Origin of the sequence: Bacteroides thetaiotaomicron VPI-5482 (assembly GCF_000011065.1) — a bacterium.
Classification (GTDB): Bacteria; Bacteroidota; Bacteroidia; order Bacteroidales; family Bacteroidaceae; genus Bacteroides; species Bacteroides thetaiotaomicron.
On sequence record NC_004663.1, the window covers coordinates 1910591 to 1931313 of the forward strand.

Annotated in this window: 18 protein-coding genes; 6 read left to right on the forward strand and 12 right to left on the reverse strand. The window is 43.6% G+C overall.

The features are described from left to right. Positions 1–10: 10 nt before the first annotated feature. Positions 11–1648, reverse strand: coding sequence for a C69 family dipeptidase (locus BT_RS07830; protein ID WP_008767963.1), 1638 nt, complete (start codon positions 1646–1648; stop codon positions 11–13). 20 nt (positions 1649–1668) lie between these two features. Next, a complete protein-coding gene (locus BT_RS07835; RefSeq protein WP_008767962.1) occupies positions 1669–3321 on the reverse strand; it encodes a M23 family metallopeptidase in 1653 nt (550 codons plus the stop codon). A 198-nt stretch (positions 3322–3519) separates the two neighbouring features. Here BT_RS07835 and BT_RS07840 point away from each other — a divergent pair, with 198 nt between their 5' ends. From BT_RS07840 to ald, 4 genes are all read left to right on the forward strand, one after another. Further along, the gene (locus BT_RS07840) at positions 3520–6150 is read left to right on the forward strand and encodes a zinc-dependent metalloprotease (RefSeq protein ID WP_011107854.1); all 2631 of its coding nucleotides are present in this window, start codon (positions 3520–3522) and stop codon (positions 6148–6150) included. Positions 6151–6183: 33 nt separating this feature from the next. Next, positions 6184–9528 carry a SusC/RagA family TonB-linked outer membrane protein gene (locus BT_RS07845; protein ID WP_011107855.1) on the forward strand — a complete coding sequence of 1115 codons (3345 nt, stop codon included), beginning with the start codon at positions 6184–6186 and terminating at the stop codon, positions 9526–9528. 15 nt (positions 9529–9543) lie between these two features. Further along, complete coding sequence (locus tag BT_RS07850) at positions 9544–10872, forward strand: RagB/SusD family nutrient uptake outer membrane protein (protein ID WP_011107856.1); 1329 nt, start codon at positions 9544–9546, stop codon at positions 10870–10872. A gap of 105 nt (positions 10873–10977) precedes the next feature. Further along, positions 10978–12084, forward strand: a complete 1107-nt coding sequence (gene ald, locus BT_RS07855) for an alanine dehydrogenase (protein WP_011107857.1) — start codon at positions 10978–10980, stop codon at positions 12082–12084. Between the two features lie 84 nt (positions 12085–12168). Here ald and BT_RS07860 read toward each other — a convergent pair whose 3' ends face one another. The 7 genes from BT_RS07860 to BT_RS07895 all read right to left on the reverse strand — a co-directional run bounded on the left by BT_RS07860 (position 12169) and on the right by BT_RS07895 (position 17631). Next, positions 12169–13104: an NAD(P)H-dependent flavin oxidoreductase gene (locus BT_RS07860; RefSeq protein ID WP_011107858.1), complete on the reverse strand. Its 936-nt coding sequence runs from the start codon at positions 13102–13104 to the stop codon at positions 12169–12171. Between the two features lie 73 nt (positions 13105–13177). Then, a complete protein-coding gene (locus tag BT_RS07865) occupies positions 13178–13873 on the reverse strand; it encodes a DUF4858 domain-containing protein (RefSeq protein ID WP_162303197.1) in 696 nt (231 codons plus the stop codon). A gap of 199 nt (positions 13874–14072) precedes the next feature. After that, positions 14073–14597, reverse strand: a complete 525-nt coding sequence (locus BT_RS07875; protein WP_008762209.1) for a DUF4943 family protein — start codon at positions 14595–14597, stop codon at positions 14073–14075. A gap of 11 nt (positions 14598–14608) precedes the next feature. Then, a complete protein-coding gene (locus BT_RS07880) occupies positions 14609–15661 on the reverse strand; it encodes an outer membrane beta-barrel protein (RefSeq protein WP_008762208.1) in 1053 nt (350 codons plus the stop codon). Beyond that, entirely contained in the window at positions 15645–16196 is a 552-nt protein-coding gene (locus BT_RS07885; protein ID WP_032850560.1) for an RNA polymerase sigma factor, read from the reverse strand. The genes BT_RS07880 and BT_RS07885 overlap by 17 nt, the downstream gene beginning before the upstream one ends. Before the next feature lie 201 nt (positions 16197–16397). Beyond that, positions 16398–17246 carry a carboxylating nicotinate-nucleotide diphosphorylase gene (nadC, locus tag BT_RS07890; protein WP_008762206.1) on the reverse strand — a complete coding sequence of 283 codons (849 nt, stop codon included), beginning with the start codon at positions 17244–17246 and terminating at the stop codon, positions 16398–16400. Next, positions 17239–17631 (reverse strand): DUF4783 domain-containing protein, encoded by a 393-nt coding sequence (locus BT_RS07895; RefSeq protein ID WP_011107862.1) that lies wholly within the window; start codon positions 17629–17631, stop codon positions 17239–17241. Before BT_RS07895 ends, nadC begins: the two co-directional genes overlap by 8 nt. Positions 17632–17758: 127 nt before the next feature. Here BT_RS07895 and rlmH point away from each other — a divergent pair, with 127 nt between their 5' ends. Continuing rightward, positions 17759–18232: a 23S rRNA (pseudouridine(1915)-N(3))-methyltransferase RlmH gene (gene rlmH / locus BT_RS07900; RefSeq protein WP_011107863.1), complete on the forward strand. Its 474-nt coding sequence runs from the start codon at positions 17759–17761 to the stop codon at positions 18230–18232. A gap of 28 nt (positions 18233–18260) precedes the next feature. Here rlmH and BT_RS07905 read toward each other — a convergent pair whose 3' ends face one another. Beyond that, complete coding sequence (locus tag BT_RS07905; protein ID WP_011107864.1) at positions 18261–18899, reverse strand: HD domain-containing protein; 639 nt, start codon at positions 18897–18899, stop codon at positions 18261–18263. Between the two features lie 31 nt (positions 18900–18930). Next, positions 18931–19386 (reverse strand): preQ(1) synthase, encoded by a 456-nt coding sequence (queF, locus tag BT_RS07910; protein ID WP_008762202.1) that lies wholly within the window; start codon positions 19384–19386, stop codon positions 18931–18933. Positions 19387–19817: 431 nt separating this feature from the next. Here queF and BT_RS07915 point away from each other — a divergent pair, with 431 nt between their 5' ends. Then, a complete protein-coding gene (locus BT_RS07915; protein WP_008767948.1) occupies positions 19818–19970 on the forward strand; it encodes a hypothetical protein in 153 nt (50 codons plus the stop codon). A 44-nt stretch (positions 19971–20014) separates the two neighbouring features. Here the strand turns inward: BT_RS07915 and queC are convergent, their stop codons facing one another. Beyond that, positions 20015–20674, reverse strand: a complete 660-nt coding sequence (gene queC / locus BT_RS07920) for a 7-cyano-7-deazaguanine synthase QueC (RefSeq protein WP_008762201.1) — start codon at positions 20672–20674, stop codon at positions 20015–20017. Positions 20675–20723 lie beyond the last annotated feature (49 nt).

Genomic DNA, 20723 nt, shown 5'->3' on the forward strand with positions numbered 1-20723 from the left:
TAATTGACAACTATTTCACCAAATATCTCTCTCCTGTCTGCTTCACATATTCCTCCAGAAACTCCTTCGGATATCCCGGACGAATGACACCGGCAGGCTGTCCGATAGAATTCCGTTCAAATTGTCCGTCCTTCACGCGCTTCACTACTCCGTCGTTGTACTTCACAATCAGGAAAGTGCCCAGTTGCTTCCAAGTATCAAAAGTACTCTGGGCGGTCATATTAGTATAGTTAGTCAGGAAAGCGATTGCGGCATTCTTATCTTTTGCCAGCAATTTGGCAGCCATTTCTTCAATACCTTCCTGCGCATTATTAAAGGTCGTTTCCATCTCTTTCTGAGTTGCACGCACGTCACCGATCATCAGATCATAACGTGGATAGACCATATTAGACACCCAGTTGAAAATCCAGAAAGCGGAATTCCAGGAGAAAGTGATGTAATCTGCGCCATCTACACGTGTATAGCATAACGGAGCTTTCGTCGTACAGCAATAAACAGGAGTAAATACGGCCATATTCGCATCGTCCACTCCAAACCAAAGAACTCCGCCTATGGGGTCCGGCTTGTTGGCACGCATTTGTGCAACAAATACGAAGCCACTTTGTTGAGTCGAAATCGGACGTTCGTTAAAATACTCCTTATCACCTACCTTGAAATTCAGTGGAGAAAGGCGGTACGGGGTTTTATAAGGACCGGCACCGAAATCATTGGAAATATCAAGCGGTGTTCCTTCGTAGTGGTCACGCATCATATCTTTCACGTCCTGTACGGAAAGTTTACGGTTCGGCTTTACGAAAAGAGGCATCGGAGTATCTGTCTTTCCTTCGATATAAGGAAGATAGTCATTTCCATGGTCAGTATATTTATTGAAATAGCTCCACACACGGGCTTCGCAGAAGCGACGGGCACCGAAATCAAGGGGCGCATAAGCCTCAGCAAAGCTGAAATCCTTGTTCACTCCATTGAAGTAACCTTTCTCGCGAGCGAAGGAAATCACATCCGGAGAAGTGATACAGTTTTCTTTGTCGTTCATGTCAAACTGATGAATACGGGATTGATTGGCATGAGCCGAAATACAGTCATCCGGTACACGTACAGCCACCCAGACGGCACCACGTACCCCCGGCCCCTTACCGATCATTTCCATAATCCAGATTTCATTCGGATCGGCAATCGTAAACGATTCCCCTCCACTATAATAGCCATATTGCTGTACCAAATCAGTCATGATACGGATCGCCTCGCGAGCAGAACGTGAACGTTGCAATCCGATATAAATCAGACTTCCGTAGTCGATGATTCCGGTAGAATCTGCCAGTTCCGGACGTCCGCCGAAGGTGGTTTCACCGATAGTCACTTGAAATTCATTCATATTGCCAGTCACATTATAAGTCTGGCGTGCCTGTTCGATTTCGCCCAAATACTTACCCGTATCCCATTCATAGACTTTCAACATCGTCCCTTTGGGATATGTAGCAGCCGGATAATGATAAAGCTCACCAAACAGGCCATACGAGTCGGCCGAATAGGAAACAATAGTCGAACCGTCAGTCGAAGCATTTTTGCCGACAATCAGGTTCGTACAAGCGAAAGAATTCGCCAAAGCCGCCAAAAACAGGACAGCAGATAGAATGATTCTTTTCTTCATATATAATACATTTTAATAGTTTACCAAACAAAGGTTTCCTTCGAAACGGTCTGATTTCCACAAGCATCCGTGACAGTCATTTCTACGGTATGCTTGCCGCCTTTCTTCACATGTTTCGGGTCAAGCACACATTCCCAGTAAGACTTTACAATATTGGGACGACCGAAAAGTGCATATTCACCGTCAATCGTTCCCCGATAGGAAGCGATACCTGCTCCTTCATCTTTCAGCCGATAGACAATCTTTCCGTTTCGTCCCCACAAGTTCTTGTTAACAGGTATAATTTCCGGAGGAACAGTGTCCAAAGCAACCGTATATGTGCCCAGTTCACGAATAGATGCTTTCATAAATCCATCTTCGTACTTCCCTCCTACGCTGTATTTAGTCCCTTTAGGGGTCACTCGCGCCACGTAATATTTCGTAGTGTCCGCCACTGGTTTGCGCCGCAATCCGATTCGCAATTCACAGCTTGCATGTAGCGGGACCGGCTTATCATTCAACTGATAGGTAAATGCGACCGCTCCGCTATCCGCTTTTATCTGATATTGAAGAGGTACATTATCATATAGCATTCCCTTCGGAACAACCAGACTCAACCCCGGTTCCTGCAGATAATTCGTCTTATCCCAGGCAAAGAAGTATTTTTCCCGATGATTCAATGGTTCAATCGGCTGTTTCTTGCCACGTACCGTAAAGTGATAGCGGGAAGTATTGCCAAAAGCATCTTTCAATGTATATTGAAACTGATAATCCCGTTCTTCGTCAATCGTTACCAAACCACGGTTATCGTTCGAGGCTTTCAACAACCGTAATGTATTTCCGGGATCAATAAAGGATTTCATGTACTGCCCATACGTCCAGGAGTTTATCATTCGGTTTTCTTCCTGCGAAAAGCGGTCTACGGTGCTACGGAACACTTCTGTACCATCTACTGTAAGTACTACGGAATACACTCCATAATGATTATTTACCCCGTCCATGTAGTCATACGCTTTGATACCTGTGCCGATTACCCCCCATGCTTCCACCGGATGTTCACTGTTCGGCAGAATCGTTTTATTTTCCTGACTTCCACTGACCACTCCTTTGCCAAGCTGCGGAAAAAGCATGATTCCATCCGCTTTCGGGGCACGTGTATCTTTCAGATTCTTTTTAAAGAAAGGCATAGGATCGATATAGTCTCCCGTCTCCGTCTCGAACACATCCAGATGAAGATGCGGTCCGAATGAGTATCCGGTATTCCCACTCAACGCAATCCGCTGTCCGGCTTTCACCGGATATTCATCGGGTTCGGGGATGATTTCTACTTCCCAGTTCTCATTTTCATATTGAAGTTTCTTTACCCTTTCGGCAATAGGAGACAGAAAAGCGCTCAAATGGCGGTTGATAGTGGAATAGCCGTTGTGATAGCAGACGTCAAGCACATACCCCGAACCATTGGTAACACGTATACGTGAGATATACCCGTCAGCAAGTGCCCGAACCGGTTTGCCGATTGTTCCTCCCGTCTTAAAATCTAATCCGCCATGAAAGTGATTGGAACGAATTTCTCCGAAGTTTCCACTCAATGTAAGGGGAAAGTCGAAAGGTGGCACAAAGGCAGCCTGCTTTTTTTCCTGTGCATACCCCTCCACGCAACAGGCCAATAATAAAGCAGCAATATATCTTTTCATTATCTTCTTCACTTTTTTACTCCTGCAAATGTACATTATTCCAACTAGATTACGAAATATCCGGGAAGAATGATAGCAGATGAACCTAGTTAATAATTCCTTTTATTATTATATTCGCAACTAAACTGTAATCATTATATTATTAATATTATTACTTTTGCGGCTGTTTTTAATAATAATTAAAAGTAAAAGGACTTAATGAGAATGTATGTAAAGGTAATGGCAGCGGTCATTGCATGTATATTGCTGAGTGGAGAAGCGTACTCAGCACTTGCAACTACCCCTGCTACAGAAAATCTGAGTTGGTTCAAAAAGAAAAAGAAAAAAAATTCAGAAGAAGAGAGAGTAAAAAGCGACTACGAGAAATTAGTGGAAGGCAGCAGTGTTAAAAAAGGGATGTTTGCCGTTTATCAAAAAAAGAACGATTATTATTTTGAGGTTCCCACATCATTGCTAGGGCGCGATTTACTTGTTGTCAACAAGTTACAACGAGTACCGGCTGAATTGAACGATGCTGGAGTAAACCGGGGTGTAAATTATGAAAATCAAATGATTTGCATGGAATGGGACAAAGCAACCGGGAAACTGATGTTCCGCCAACAACGCCCGTTACCTCTGGCTCCTCAGACGGATGCTATTTTCCGTTCGGTTAAGGACAATTTTATATCACCGCTTATTGCCGCATTCAAGATAGAGGCTGTCAATCAGGACTCTACAGCATTGGTGATCAAGATCAACGACATCTATGACGGTACGGAAACCAGCATTAATAATGTATTTACCAATATCAATCTGGGAACATCGGCTATTAAAAATCTATCACGTATCTTATCCGTGAAATCCTTTCCGAACAATGTAGTTGCCACTTCCGAGCTAACTACTAAAGTGACGGAAGGAACAACAAGCGTATATGTAACGGTAGAAGTCAGTTCTTCTATCCTTCTGCTACCTGAAACTCCAATGATGGGACGTTTTGATAATCAGAAAATAGGTTATTTCACCAATCCGCTATTGAGTTTCAGCGATGCACAGCAAAGAACGGATAAAAAGCAGTTTATCACCCGTTGGCGTATGGAACCCAAACCGGAAGACCGGGAGGCTTACCTGAAAGGAAAGGTGGTAGAACCCGCCAAACCAATCGTATTCTATATTGACAATTCCACACCTTATCAATGGCGCAAATATATAAAAAGAGGTATTGAAGACTGGCAGATCGCTTTTGAAAAAGCCGGATTCAAGAATGCAATCATCGCCATTGAAGTTACCGATAGTATGGAAATAGATATGGATGACGTGAACTATTCCGTACTGACCTACGCAGCTTCAGAAAAGAAGAATGCGATGGGACCTTCTTTGTTAGACCCCCGTTCCGGAGAGATTCTGGAAGCAGACATCATGTGGTGGCACAATGTGCTCTCTATGGTAAGCGAATGGATTACAGTACAGACCGGAACTGTTTGCCCGGAAGCACGCAGCGTGCAGTTGCCGGATTCACTATTGGGTGATGCTATCCGCTTTGTTGCCTGCCACGAGGTAGGGCACTCTTTGGGATTGCGTCACAACATGATGGGATCGGCAGCGTTCCCAACTGATTCCTTACGTTCCGCAACGTTCACTTCCCGATTAAATTCCACCGCTTCTTCTATTATGGACTATGCCCGCTTCAACTACATAGCCCAACCGGGAGATGGCGTGAAGGTTCTTTCCCCGCATATCGGTCCTTACGATATCTTTGCCATCGAATATGGATATCGCTGGTACGGAAAAAATAGTCCGGAAGAAGAAAAAGATATCTTATTTGATTTCCTGAGCAAGCATACCGACCGTCTTTATAAATATAGTGAAGCACAGGATGTACGTGATGCCGTTGATCCACGTGCACAGAATGAAGATTTAGGCGATGATCCCGTACGTTCTTCCTTACTTGGCATTGACAACCTGAAACGCATCGTTCCGCAAATCCTTCAATGGACTACTACCGGAGAAAAAGGGCAGACTTACGAAGAAGCCTCACGCCTCTATTACGCAATTATCAATCAATGGAACAACTATCTGTATCACGTACTGGCCAACATTGGTGGCATCTATATCGAAAATACAGTCATAGGAGATGGTGTACAGACCTACACATTCGTTGAGAAAGAGAAGCAACAGGCTTCCTTGAAGTTTCTGACAGATGAAGTACTGACTTATCCTAAATGGTTGTTCGATACGGAAGTAGGAAAATATACCTATTTGCTCCGTAACACCCCGGTTGGACAACAAGAAAACGCCCCGACGCAGATACTGAAGAATGCACAAGCCTACATCCTTTGGGACTTGCTTGGCAACACCCGTCTGATGCGTATGATTGAAAATGAATCAGTCAATGGAAAAAAAGCGTTTACCGTAGTGGAACTAATGGACGGACTCCACAAGAATATTTTCGGCATTACCGAACGAGGAGGTATTCCCAATGTGATGGAACGCTCTTTGCAAAAAAACTTTCTGGATGCATTACTCACAGCTGCCGCAGAGCCCGAAGCTGTGAAAATCAATAAAAAGATTGCAGACGATCATTTCTTGCTCGATCATGCCACTCCTTTCTGCAGCTGCTATGCGGCCGAACAACGTTCGCTCCGACAGGAAGATAAAATGGGAGCTCACCGAGTTCTCAACTTCTACGGCAGCCAACTGAATCGTATCTCGGATGCAATATCCGTGAAACGCGGAGAGTTACTGCGGATTAAGAAATTATTGCAGAGCCGCCTCGGAACGTCTGATACAGCAACACGTTATCATTACGAAGATATGATTTTACGTATCAATACAGCTTTAGGTATTAAATAATTCGATTCAATCACTTACGTTTATTTACAATTAATGAATAAAAAACATCTTTGCATTATTATATGCTTCCTTGTTAACGCACTGGCAATGGCCAGTGCGGCTAATCGCACTATCACCGGGGTAGTAATCTCCGGTGAAGATAACGAACCGTTGATTGGTGCTTCGGTCTACGTTCATACGGATGAACTGAAAAAGGCAGGAGCATCCCAGACATCGCTAGGTACTATTACAGATATCGATGGTAAATTCTCTCTTTCCGTTCCGGATAAAGTAACCCGTATTCATTGTAGCTACATCGGATTTGAAGAACAAGTTATAGTTCTTCAGGGCGACAAAAAAAGCTACCGAATCGTACTTCAAACTTCAGCACATACATTGGGAGATGTAGTTGTAACAGGATATCAAACCCTAGAACGTAGAAAATTAACAGCTGCGATCTCTAAAGTTGAAGTTTCGGATGCTATGGTAGGTGCTGCAAAAAGTATTGACCAGGCGCTGACAGGTCAAATAGCCGGTGTATCCGTAACAAACACTTCCGGTGCACCAGGATCACCTGCCAAAATTCGTATTCGTGGTACTGCATCAATGAACGGAACACAAGACCCATTGTGGGTACTGGATGGAATTCCTCTGGAAGGAACAGATATTCCCAAAATGGACAATAAATCTTCTGATAATGATATTGTCAACATCGGTCAATCATCAATCGCCGGATTAAGTCCAAACGATATCGAAAGCATTACCATACTGAAAGATGCAGCAGCAACCGCCATTTATGGTGCTCGCGCTGCTAATGGTGTAATTGTAGTTACTACAAAAAGAGGTAAAACAGGAAAGCCTGTTGTCAATTTTAATACAAAATTAACCTATACTCCTAATTTGGAGACCTCCCGCCTTAATCTCCTAAATTCTGAGGAAAAAGTAAACTTGGAACTTCAAATGATGAAAGAAGCACCTTTCAATAAATGGGGATTTTATCCGATACCTGTATATTCAGAAAAAGGAGGAGTAGCGGCTATATTAAAACAATACAATCTAATGGATATTTATCGGGAGAAAGGCTGGGAAGGGCTTACTCCTGAAGCTCAAAACGCAATCAACCGTTTAAAAAGTATTAATACTGATTGGAATGATATACTATTCAGAGATGCCATTACTCAAGAATATAATATCAGCATTTCCGGAGGTAGCGAAAAGGTGACTTATTATAACTCCCTTGGCTACACTCTCGAAAACGGGAATATTCCGGGAGTAAGCTTAAGTCGTTTTAATCTGACGAGCAAAACTTCTTATCAAATCAATAAATTACTGAAAGTAGGTGTTTCTATTTTTGCAAATAGACGTAAAAACACCACTTTTCTGACAGATACCTATGGGCTTACTAACCCTGTCTATTATTCCCGTATTGCCAATCCTTATTTCGAACCATTCGACAATAATAACAATTACCTGTATGATTACGATGTCGTAACAGGTAGCATACCCGATCTTTTACAAGGATATAATATTCTGGAAGAACGTGAAAATACCAGTAATAAATCAGTTACTACCGCTATTAATAGTATTTTCGATATAGAACTTCGCTTTAACGACCAGTGGAAAGTTACTTCACAAGTCGGTGTACAATGGGATCAACTATCCCGGGAAGAATATGCCGGTACTAACAGTTTCAATCTGCGTAACCAACGTGAAAACTCTGCATATTACAAAGGAAACGACCGTATATATCTCATACCGGAAGGCGGGATGCTCAAATCGACCAATTCTACGACTTCCCAAATTACATGGAAAGTTCAGGGTGAATACAAGAACACATTCAATGACATCCACAATATACAAATAATGGCGGGATCAGAAATCCGTAAAAATTGGTACGAAAATCAAGCATCTACCGGATATGGATATGACCCAAAAACATTAACGTTCAAAAACCTAGAATTCAGAGATTCCAAACAAGCCAATGAATGGAAATTAAAGACCAAAAGTTTTAAGGAAAATGCTTTTGCGTCTTTCTACGCCAATGGTTCTTACACACTGATGGATTGCTACACTCTGGGAGGTAGCGTCCGCATGGATGGCTCCGATCTCTTCGGTGTAGATAAAAAATATCGTTATTTACCTATTTACTCAGTCAGTGGACTGTGGCGTATCTCAAACGAACCGTTAATTAATCAGTTCAAATGGATTGATAACCTTGCTCTCCGTTTGTCTTATGGTTTACAAGGGAACATTGACAAAAACACTTCACCCTTTATCGTTGGTACTTATGGAAATATAAGTATCTTGCCCGGTTCAAATGAAGAGAGCATCACTATCAATAGTGCTCCGAACAGTAAATTACGCTGGGAAAAAACAGCCTCTTATAATACCGGAATAGATTTCTCTGTATTTAATCAGGCTATCAACCTAAGTGTAGACTATTATTACAGAAAAGGCACCGATCTCATTGGTAACAAAATGCTACCATTGGAAAATGGATTTACCAGTATGGCTGTCAACTGGGCAAGTATGAAGAATCAAGGTATCGAAATAAACTTGCAAACACGTAACATTGCAACTAAAGATTTCTCATGGTATACTTCATTTAACTTTGCATACAACAAAAATAAGGTTTTGAAAGTGATGACTGAAAAGGATCAAGTAACTCCAAGTCTGGAAGGGTATCCGGTTGGCGCTATTTTCACCCTAAAAACCAAAGGGATAAAATCAGAGACAGGACAGATATACATTGAAAATAAAGATGGAGAAGCTGTCACTATTGAGGAGCTATTCCAAATGGCAGACAAAGGAAATTTAGACGGAGAATACAGCATTGGCGTAGATAAAGAAACAGAGAGAGGTTTTTATAGTTATGCCGGAACGTCCGATGCTCCCTACACCGGAGGATTCATGAATACATTTAATTACCGTAACTGGGAACTGAACTTAAATTTCTCCTATAACTTAGGTGCACATGTAAAAACAGATCCTACTTATTACATAGCAGATCCCGATCCGGGACGCAATATGAATAGAGATATATTGGATAGATGGACGCCAGAAAATAAAAACGGAAAGTTTCCTGCATTAACTAGCCTAAATACTAATCCGGCTGACTATTATTTATTCAGCACTCGGAGAGATCTCTACAAATCGCTGGATATATGGGTCAAAAAGTTAAGTTACATACGTTTACAGAACATACGCCTGGCCTATCATTTTCCTTCCGAGTGGCTGCATAAACTAAACATCGGTGGAGCAACTGTAGGTTTGGAAGCACGAAATCTCTTTGTTTTTGGTTCCAGTTACAAAAACTACATGGATCCGGAGTCAATGAGCAATCTTTATTCAACGCCGGTTCCTAAATCAGTTACTTTCAATCTAAGTCTTAACTTTTAAACAAGAAAAATATATATGATCAAAAAAATATATTTCATAATGGTTGTCATAGGAAGCATCCTGCTATCTTCATGTGACAGCTACCTGGATATTCAACCTGTAGGACAAGTAATCCCTACTACACTAACAGAATATCGTGCTTTACTGACTACCGCTTACGGACTAAAACTCATCGACAAATCCGTCACTGAATTTCGCACAGACATAGCTATGGTAACAGATAACAGTAATTCTCAAAATTTCTACTCAGAGATTGAAAAGTGGAATGATATGAGTCCCAAAGATGGAACCCGGGAATTTGGCTGGGCAGTATATTATAGTGTGATTTATTATGCAAATGCTATAATAGCAAATAAAGATAATATAAAAGAAGGCAGTCAGGAAGACATTGATCAACTCGTTGGAGAAGCTTATTTATTAAGAGGTTACATGCACTTTATTCTTGCTAACCTATATGGACAACCTTATACTAAAGAGGGAGCACCAGAGACCAAATCCATTCCCATAAAATGGGACCTTGATCTAGAAGTGGTACTGCCACGAAACACCGTAAAAGAGGTCTATACTGCTATTCTATCCGACATAGAATCGGCCCGCGGCTTAATGCATCAAAAAGAATGGGAAGCCGTATATGCTTACCGCTTCTCCACCCTATCTGTGGATGCAATGGAATCACGTGTACGCCTGTACATGGGAAACTGGAAAGAAGCCTATGATGCGGCAGAACGCATATTAGTTCAAAAATCCACATTAGAAGACCTCAATGATCCGGAAGCCAAACTTCCCAATAATTATACATCAGCAGAAATGATTACTGCTTATGAGTTTTTCAATGATGACGTTACTTCAGCATCCATATTGATACCTGCGTTCATGGAAAAATATGATGCTAATAAGGATCTCCGCCGGAACAAATACTATAGTTTAAGTGGAGATAAGTACATCTCGAAAAAAAGCGGAAAAGCAGAGCATAACTGTACTTTCCGTACAGGAGAAATTTATTTGAACGCTGCCGAAGCAGCTGCACAAATGAATAAATTGCCCGAAGCTCGTACCCGCCTGCTACAATTGATGGAAAAGCGATACACTCCGGAAGGTTATGCAGAAAAGAAAAAAGCTGTGGACGCTATGAATCAAGCAGATTTAATTAAAGAAATTCTGGAAGAACGGGCTCTTGAACTTGCTTTCGAAGGTCATCGTTGGTTCGATCTACGTCGTACCACCCGTCCACGAATTGAAAAAGTGTTGAACGGACAAGCTTATCTATTAGAACAAGATGATTCACGTTATACACTACGCATTCCACAAAGTGCTATTGCTGCAAATCCGGGTTTATTAAATTGACCGAATTATATATAAGCATTCTGCTCTTAAACATCCCCTTGCGAATAACAACGTAAGGGGATTTTTCGTACATTGGTCCATGTTAAACCTTTAATATATAACAATATGATCATCGGAGTACCCAAAGAAATCAAGAACAACGAGAACCGGGTAGGCATGACACCTTCCGGAGTTGCCGAAGTTGTGAAGCAAGGTCACCAAGTATATATCCAGCATACGGCAGGTATCAATAGTGGTTTTCCGGATGAAGCATATCTGTCTGTCGGTGCACAGGTGCTTCCGACAATAGAAGATGTCTATGCCACAGCAGATATGATTGTAAAGGTTAAAGAGCCTATCGCGCCCGAATACCATCTGATCAGAAAAGGACAGTTATTGTTCACTTACTTCCATTTTGCTTCCGATAAGGAACTGACTCTTGCCATGATTGACAATAAGTCGATCTGTCTGGCATACGAAACTGTAGAAAAGGAAGACCATTCATTACCCCTGCTTATCCCTATGAGTGAGGTAGCCGGACGCATGTCCATTCAGGAAGGAGCACGCTTTTTGGAAAAGCCGCAAGGAGGAAAAGGTATCCTTCTGGGAGGAGTCCCCGGTGTAAAGCCTGCCAAAGTATTGATTCTCGGAGGCGGTATTGTCGGAAGTAATGCAGCGCAGATGGCTGCGGGAATGGGTGCGGATGTTACAGTTGCAGATATTAATCTGTCACGCCTGCGCTATCTCAGCGAGACATTACCGAAAAATGTCAAGACGCTGTACGCATCCGAATTAAGGATAAAAAAGGAATTGCCGGATGTTGATCTGGTCATCGGTTCCGTGCTGATTCCGGGGGATAAAGCGCCTCATCTGATTACCCGAAATATACTTGCAATGATGCAGCCCGGTACGGTACTTGTGGATGTAGCGATAGATCAGGGAGGATGTTTCGAAACGTCACACCCCACGACCCACAGTGCACCTACCTATGTGATAGACGGTATCGTTCATTATGCCGTAGCCAATATTCCGGGAGCTGTACCTTATACTTCTACGCTGGCTTTGACCAATGCTACTCTCCCTTATGTCATTGCTTTAGCAAATAAAGGATGGAAAAAAGCTTGTAAAGACGACCCGGCACTAGCACTCGGCTTGAATGTAGTGGAAGGAAAAGTGGTATATAAAGCAGTAGCGGATGTATTCGATCTAAAATATGAAAATATAAACCTATAAATTGATTAAGCAGCCAACTTTCTGAAGTAGTAAAGTTCTGAAGTAGTCAGGTTTTCCAAACCCACTACTTCGGAACTTGTTTTTTTACCAATATTTCTTCTCCGCTGCCCGCTGCATAGCCTCCACCAATTCATTCATGACTTCCGCTACTGACTGCTGACGGGAAACAATAGCCGACACCTGCCCTATCTCCAGTTCGCCTTCTTCCAGATCCCCTTCAAAGATACCTTTCTTCGCACGACCTCTCCCAAGAAGAGTCCGCAATTCTTCGGCAGAAGCACCGCCATCCTCAGCCCTCTCCACAGCATCCCGGAAATTATTCCGCACTAAACGTGTCGGAGCCAGTTTCTTCAATAATAATTTAGTATCTCCTTCTCCCAAACCCAGACAATATTCTTTGAAGACCGGGCTGGCTGAACTTTCATCCGTCAACGCAAAGCGAGTACCGATTTGTACCCCTTCTGCTCCCAGCACCATGGCAGCAAAGATACCTTCTCCCGTACCGATACCTCCTGCAGCGATCAAAGGCAAAGTGGTCGCACTACGTACCGCAGGAATCAAGCAGAAAGTGGTAGTTTCTTCACGCCCGTTATGTCCGCCGGCTTCGAAACCTTCAGCGACTACCGCATCTACTCCCGCCTCTTCACATTTCATCGCGAAACGGGAAGAGGAAACGACATGAGCTACGATAATACCACGTTCGTGCAGCCATCCGGTCCATGCTTTAGGATTTCCGGCAGAAGTGAAAACGATCTTGACGCCCTCTTCGGCAACAATCGCCATGATTTCTTCAATCTGAGGATACATCAAGGGAATATTGACTCCAAAGGGACGGTCTGTAGCCGCACGGCATTTCCGGATATGTTCACGAAGAGTCTCCGGATGCATAGAGCCTGCGCCAAGCAGTCCCAATCCTCCCGCATTACTTACTGCGGAAGCGAGACGCCAACCGCTACACCACACCATGCCACCTTGAATAATAGGATACTGAATACCGAAAAGAGAAGTAATTCTGTTCATAAATTAATCGTTTTTCAATGTGCTAATCTGATAACATGGAACATGAGACATGTCCATATTTAATAAAACAGTTTCAGCGGGCAATCTGTTCAATGGGGCGATTGATCAGTACAGTCGTCGAATCGCCATAGGTTCTCAACACTTCCAACGTACGCTCCCGACGTTCTTTTCCTTTTTTATCCCAGAAGTTTTTGGTAAAAACCGCCATCAGATCAAGTCCTCCGATAGTTCCTCCATTGATGTACACGCCGCTGCCTCCAAACAAAGGAATCGGACTATCCATCACTACCGAATTAACCATCATTCCATTCGCCCGCTCGCTCAACTGACGGAAACGTACCCCGCTCGCCCGTATCTCCTCCAATGATTTGCGGACTCCTCCCGCCATCGGATTATGCGCCCAGTTGCTGTACGACCTTTGATGACGCATTTCGTAATGCGGATCTCCACGCCAGGTATTCTTATCCATTCTTATTTTCTTCTGAAAAACGGGGTCCCAATTATAAGGAGTATTTGCCTTATAGGGCATCAGACTCAATACCACTTTCGGTTTAGGCAATGCTTCGGGAAGCGACTCATCGGGCAGCATCCACTTCTTTTCCACCGACATGCGGGGAGTACCGACAGCGCTGCCGAAATCAATCTGCCTGACTGCATCCTGATTCAAATTCAGCTCCTGATCACTGTCCAGCAACTTTCTCAGACGCAAGGAATCCTCCTTCGTCCATTCCTGCGCATGTACAAGCAAAGCTGTCAGGCACAGTGTCATAGCTGTTATCAAACGTTTTATCAATTCACTCATCTTTCTACCTCTGTTTTCTATATTCCTCAAGTACCCCCATCATGCATGAGCGCATTCGTTTCCTTTTGGGCATAGCACGCCCCTGTCGGCAGTACAAAGACTGCTGATACAAATAAACGTTGCCTCATGTTTTTTAGTTTTTATACACCGAAGGATTTTTCTTTTTTTACCACCATCGGTATCCTGAGCCACAAAGCGGCTCGTCGTAGCACGGATCAATCGTCCAGGTCGTCTTCGGATATTTCCGCCCTTCCCACCATCGACGATAGCAGGCTGCCGCGTCGAGCACTTCGTCGTCGGTCAGGAAATAGATGGCTTCGTAATTTTCGGCATTCGCCAGTACCATCCTGCAACCTAACGACGGGGCTGTTCCCTGACGGATCGATTCTATCACCCAAAGCATACATTCACCTAAACGGATTTTACCGTTATTCGTATTGTAGACTGACGGGAAAGAAGGAATAATAGTCAGATCTTCCGCATATTTCAATAGTTCGGGAATGTCCTCTTCAGTGAAATGAGGAACTTCCACGACCCCTTTTTCATTCTTCATATTATAGGTACCCGCTTTCAGCTGTTTCACAAAAACGGTTACATCGGGATTCTCATAGTCCATTTCTTCGCTGCTGCATCCCACCAGGGATACCATCAGGCTAACAGCCATCCACAGCATCATAAGTGTTTTTTTCATTTTTATAAGGATTAATACGTCATGCGAAGTCCGCAAAGTAAATTAAAATTAGTCGGCCGTTTCGTGCGTACCGTAGCCAGTTTCGAATCCGTCTTGAAATGATGGGAAACACCCGGCTCGGCAAAAACCGCCAATCGGTCATTAATTTTGTAAGTGATTCCGATACCGGCAGTAACTGCCAGTTGGATAGGTTCTTCTTTAAAACTGTTGTCCGGCGCACCGGCTATACATTTGTCCGCCACTCCGCCTACCGTAGCGTAGAGGTCGATTTTCTTTGTATCCATCAAGGTAATATTCGCTTTCAGCGGGATGCCCAGATAATGCAGGTGCTGTCCTTCCGAGCGCAGATTCGAATAAAGCAGTCCGGTCTCTATTCCGAGATAGTCATTCAGTTTCCGCTCTACAGTGACTCCTGCGGAGATCGGCATCTTGTAGGCACCGTCCTCTGCCGGAAGTGCCGTCCCCATCTGCGCTTTCAAAGCCCAGCGATGTTTTTTTACGTTTTCCACCGGAGCAGGTGTACCGGTAGTATATTTTTCTTCTTGTGCGGCGGATGGTTCTGTGTTACCATTATTCGCCTGCCAATAACCGTTGCGACCTTGGTTGCCGTATCGGTTGCCATTTCCCGTGGTGGTAGTTGCCGAGAAAGAGAAAGACATGGAGAAGGAAATGGAAACCGAGTCTCCCTCTTCCGGATACTGCGATAATAATCCGAATGATTTAGGTGCCGGTTTCGGCAATACAGGTTCCATTGCCGTCGGCAACTGATTAGCGCGTACACCATCTCCATCCATTCTTCCGCTGTTCGCCACCACGATTTTGGTAAACGCCTCCTCCATCTCTTCTTTCGGAGAGAGATACCAGAAAGTAGCTGAGGATGCAGCCAATACCAGCAACACAGATGCTGCCGCTGCCACACGGAAGAATATCAACCGACGGCGATGCTGACAAGCCACAGGGATATCCTGCGAAAGCTCTTCCCAAAAGCCATCCCGAACAGTCATCCCGGCATCAGCGAGACGAGTGCGAAACAGATCGGTTATTTCATCATTTTCTTTCTTCATGATTTCTATATTCTTTTATTCTTTTTGCTAACAAATACTTGGCTCTGTGTAACTGCGAAGTAGACGAATGTTCTTTAATGTGAAGCATCCCGGCTATCTCCTTGTGCGATTTCTCTTCAAACACATAAAGGTTGAAAACGGTTCGGCAACCATCCGGCAATTCGGCGACAAACGCCATTAATTGTTCTTCGGAGATCCCTGCTCCTCCTCCCGACGACGAAATATCCGGTATGTCGGGAAGCTGCTCTTCATGCACTACCAACTGATTGACTCGTTTCTCCCGTCTCAGATAGTCCAGTGACTGTGTCACCATCACCCGTGTGATCCACGTACAAAGCGAGGATTCACCCCGGAACGAGAAGTTGGTAAAAATCTTGATGAAACCGTCATGCAGTACATCGTGCGCCGCATCCATATCGCCCGTATAGCGGTAGCATACCGCCAACATTTGTTTGGCATAGAGGGTGTAAAGTTCCTTTCGGGCTGAATCCTGTCCTGCCCGACAGCCCTTTATCAGTTCTATCTCGTTTTCCAATGCCAATTGTCTTTTTTAAATCGAACGTATGTCTGCGCCGTTTTTATCCTTTAGACGCAAGTATTTGAGGAATGCTGCAAAGAGTTTTGCTAAAAGAAGTTAAAGAAATGTGATTCGTAAATAATAAACGGTGAACAGCTGCAGCACGATAGCAACAGCACTGTTCACCGTTTATTTATTATCAGTTCATCACTTATAGATTCAGCATGCTTTGAAACTCATGTCAAGTCCTTTCACCGAATGAGTCAGAGCTCCAACAGAGATAAAGTCTACGCCACATTCGGCATAGTCGCGAAGGGTATCGAAAGTGATACCGCCGGAAGATTCTGTTTCGTATTTGCCGGCTACCATATCGACTGCCTTCTTAGTCATTTCGGGTGTAAAGTTGTCGAACATGATGCGGTCTACGCCACCCAAGTCAAGCACTTGCTGCAATTCGTCGAAGTTGCGTACTTCGATTTCAATCTTCAGGTCCTTGCCCTTTTCCTTGCAGTAATCCTTGGCACGGTTGATCGCTTTGTCGATGCCTCCGGCAAAATCCACGTGATTGTCTTTCAGCAGAATCATGTCGAACAGACCGATACGATGGTTTACACCTCCACCGATTTTGACTGCCATCTTTTCGAGGATACGCATACCCGGAGTTGTCTTGCGGGTATCCAACACGCGGGTGTGAGTGCCTTCCAGTTGTCTGGCATACTTGCGGGTCATGGTTGCGATACCGCTCATACGCTGCATGACGTTCAGCATCAGGCGTTCGGTCTGGAGCAAGGATTGTACTTTTCCTTCTACGATCATGGCTACGTCGCCCGGTTTCACTTCGGTGCCGTCATTGATAAACACTTCCACTTTCATGGACGGGTCGAAACGGTTGAAGATTTCTTTGGCAACTTCGATTCCGGCCAGTACACCGGCTTCTTTGATCAGTAGTTTTGATTTTCCCATTGCAGTAGCGGGAATACACGAAAGGGTGGTATGGTCACCATCACCTATATCTTCTGCAAAAGCAAGATCGATCAGTTTGTCGATCAGTTCTTTTTCCTTATTCATTGATCTTGTCAATTCTTATTTGGTGTATTAAATATTGAGTCTGCACTTTTTTCAGGAAGCAGTTCACACGGAATTTCCCTTTTGTAGTCGTCAGCGTACCTATGACAAAACTGGATTCATCCCGTTTTCCCTGATGATTCACGTCAAATGCGTTGACCTTGTTTTCCGTGAAAAACTCTTGCATCATTGCTGTCGCTTTCTTCTTGTCAACGTTTGCCGAGCTGCCTTGGAGAACGAGGTTTACCTTGTCTCCCATATACTTACTCAGTTCCTGCGAGCTTCCCCGCTTAAATGCCGTAATCACTCCTGCCGGTATCTCCTGCGCCATCAGCAATGAGACAGAAAGAAGCAAAGAGGCCATTCCTAAAAGCACTCGTTTCTTCATAAATCCAAGCTTTTGGGTTGAAGTTTAAAGGCTTAAACTTTCAACTAATGATAGGCAAAGGTAAGCATTAATTGCAGAATAACATAAAAAATGCCTATTTTTGTGCTCGAATCAGAATATCAGACGCATGAAAACAACTTTGCTCGTCGTTGGACGAACCGTAGAACAACACTATATTACAGCTATTAATGACTATATTCAGCGTACCAAACGCTTCATCACTTTTGATATGGAAGTGATCCCCGAACTGAAGAATACCAAGAGCCTTTCGATGGATCAGCAGAAGGAGAAAGAAGGGGAACTGATATTGAAAGCGTTGCAACCGGGGGATGTGATCGTACTGCTCGATGAGCACGGGAAGGAAATGCGTTCACTCGAATTTGCCGATTACATGAAGCGGAAGATGAATACGGTGAATAAGCGGTTGGTATTTGTCATCGGTGGTCCTTACGGATTTTCGGAGAAGGTGTATCAGGTAGCTAATGAAAAGATTTCAATGTCGAAGATGACGTTTTCACATCAGATGATACGGCTGATCTTCGTGGAACAGATTTATCGGGCGATGACGATATTGAATGGAGGGCCGTATCATCATGAATAACATGCCTCCATTCAACAGCAAACTCTCCTTATCCTGCTGAGTTTTCCGCTAAATATAATTTATCAAATACCGTTCGCAGTTCTTCCTCATTCTCCATCAACTGACGCAACTCCGCCAACCGTCCGGCATTATCAGACTGGGGTATCCATAACTTCAGATACCCTCCTTCTGCATATTTATCGGCAAGATGTTTCCGGAAGCGTTCATACTGCTGCTCTTTATCCATCTCCGGATAATGAGACAAACCATACTGTACGGTGCGGCGCAGTGTTACTTCCGGATCAATAATCCGGTCTGCCTCAGCCACTATTTTCCCGTAGATACTTCGCGGAGCATCTCGGTTGGAGGCACGATGATCCTCTATCGCTTCCTTCATCTGCAGCATTTGTTCATCGGTAAACCACTGACGCAAAGTTTCATCCGCCAACAATATTTTGCCCGAAACGATATGATGAAATTCACGTCCCTCGCATAAACCCAAGTCGTGATAAGCGGCAACCGTATAAACCATTGCAGAATCGACTTCATAATGAAGAGCCAGCTTCAGACTTTCTTCGATCACTTTTTCTGCATGGTCTATCTGGTGCGCCTTATCAAAGCCGGCATATTGCGGGATAATCCTTTCCTGCACGTATCTCTGCAATTCAGTAGGTATATTATGAGTCATATTCTGCTCGTATTATTATTTTTATATCTGGTTATTCCCGATTCATCAACCGGTGCTCTGCCATCTGTTCGAACTTCGTTCCCGGACGGCCATAATTGGCATACGGATAAATCGAAATACCGCCACGTGGAGTAAAGATACCCGTAACCTCGATATATTTGGGATTCATCAGTTTTATCAAATCTTTCATGATGATGTTCACACAGTCTTCATGAAATGCACCATGATTACGGAAGCTGAACAGATAAAGTTTCAAACTCTTGCTTTCCACCATCTTAATGTCGGGGATGTAGCTGATACGTATTTCTGCAAAGTCAGGTTGTCCGGTTATGGGGCACAGGCTTGTAAATTCGGGACAGTTGAAACGTACCCAGTAGTCATTTTCCGGATGCTTATTATCGAAAGCCTCCAATACTTCAGGAGCATAGTCTTGTTTATACTCCGTTTTTCTTCCTAATAAGGAAAGTTGGTCTTTTAATTCAGCCATTGTTTAATATAGTTTTAAACTCTCTTCATATAGAAAAAAACGCAAAACATCTTTCACCTGTCACCATATTCTCTGAAACGGCTTATCCATCGATGGTTCAGCGGTGAAAGATTGATTATTGCAATCTTTCACCGATCTTTCATCTTTCACCATCCGGTATTCCTATTATCATCCGGTACTCCTATTATCAAAACGACCGTTGCTTTTAGTCGTTTCCTATAAAGGAATGAAGTGTTTCACTATGATGGAACTCTAGTTTCAAAGCCTTGAAACTAAAAGTTTCGAGCGTATGAAACTATGGTTTCAAGTAATAGAAACTAAAGTTTCAAGCCTATGGAACTAAGGTTTCAAACCTATGGAACCAAAGTTTCAACCGCTTGAAACTTCTTGAAACAACCGGCAATGACTTCTTTACCCTTGCACATCCCGAAATGAAACGAACACCAATAATAGAATGGCAAGCAGCTGTCAGCAACAATAAAGGTGACAATAAAAAAGCATTTATCGGTTATTATCACCCTATTATCACCATCTATTATCACCCTTTATTCATTCGTAATCAAGGAGTTAATCTTCAAAAGTGACAAGTGACAATAAAAAACACGTTTTTAGTCTCTATGTAGAGATATTATTGATTCTTCTTTTTTAAATACTTCTCCAGCCCCTCACGACGCAGCGTACAGGCGGGACAATGCCCGCAACCATCCCCCTGAATGCCATTATAGCATGTCAAAGTCTCGTTACGGATCAAATCCAGTACTCCCAATTCATCTGCCAAAGCCCAAGTTTCTGCTTTATCAATCCACATCAGAGGGGTATGAATCACGAATTGTTCATCCATTGCCAGGTTTAATGTCACATTCAAAGACTTAATAAACGCGTCCCGGCAATCGGGATAGCCGCTAAAGTCAGTCTGAGAAACTCCCGTCACCAAATGGTTGATGCCACGTTCGCGGGCATATACCGCAGCAATACTCAGGAAAAACAGATTACGTCCCGGAACAAAAGTATTGGGGACGCTGCCTGCGGGCTTTTCCTGATCCATTACCATCGTGGTGTCAGTCAACGAATTATGTCCCAATGTTCCTATGAAAGACACATCCATCACATCAAATTCCACTTCTGCCTTTCGGGCTATTTCTCTGGCGAGTTCCACTTCTTTCTGGTGCTTCTGACCATAAAGGAAACTCAAAGCGTATACTTTTTTAAAGTTGCGTTTCGCCCAAAAGAGGCAAGTGGTAGAATCCTGTCCGCCACTGAACACAACCAATGCAGTCTCTCTGTTCATCATAAAATTCTCTTTATATTCTCAGCCCTCGAAGCAGGCCGGAAGAAGT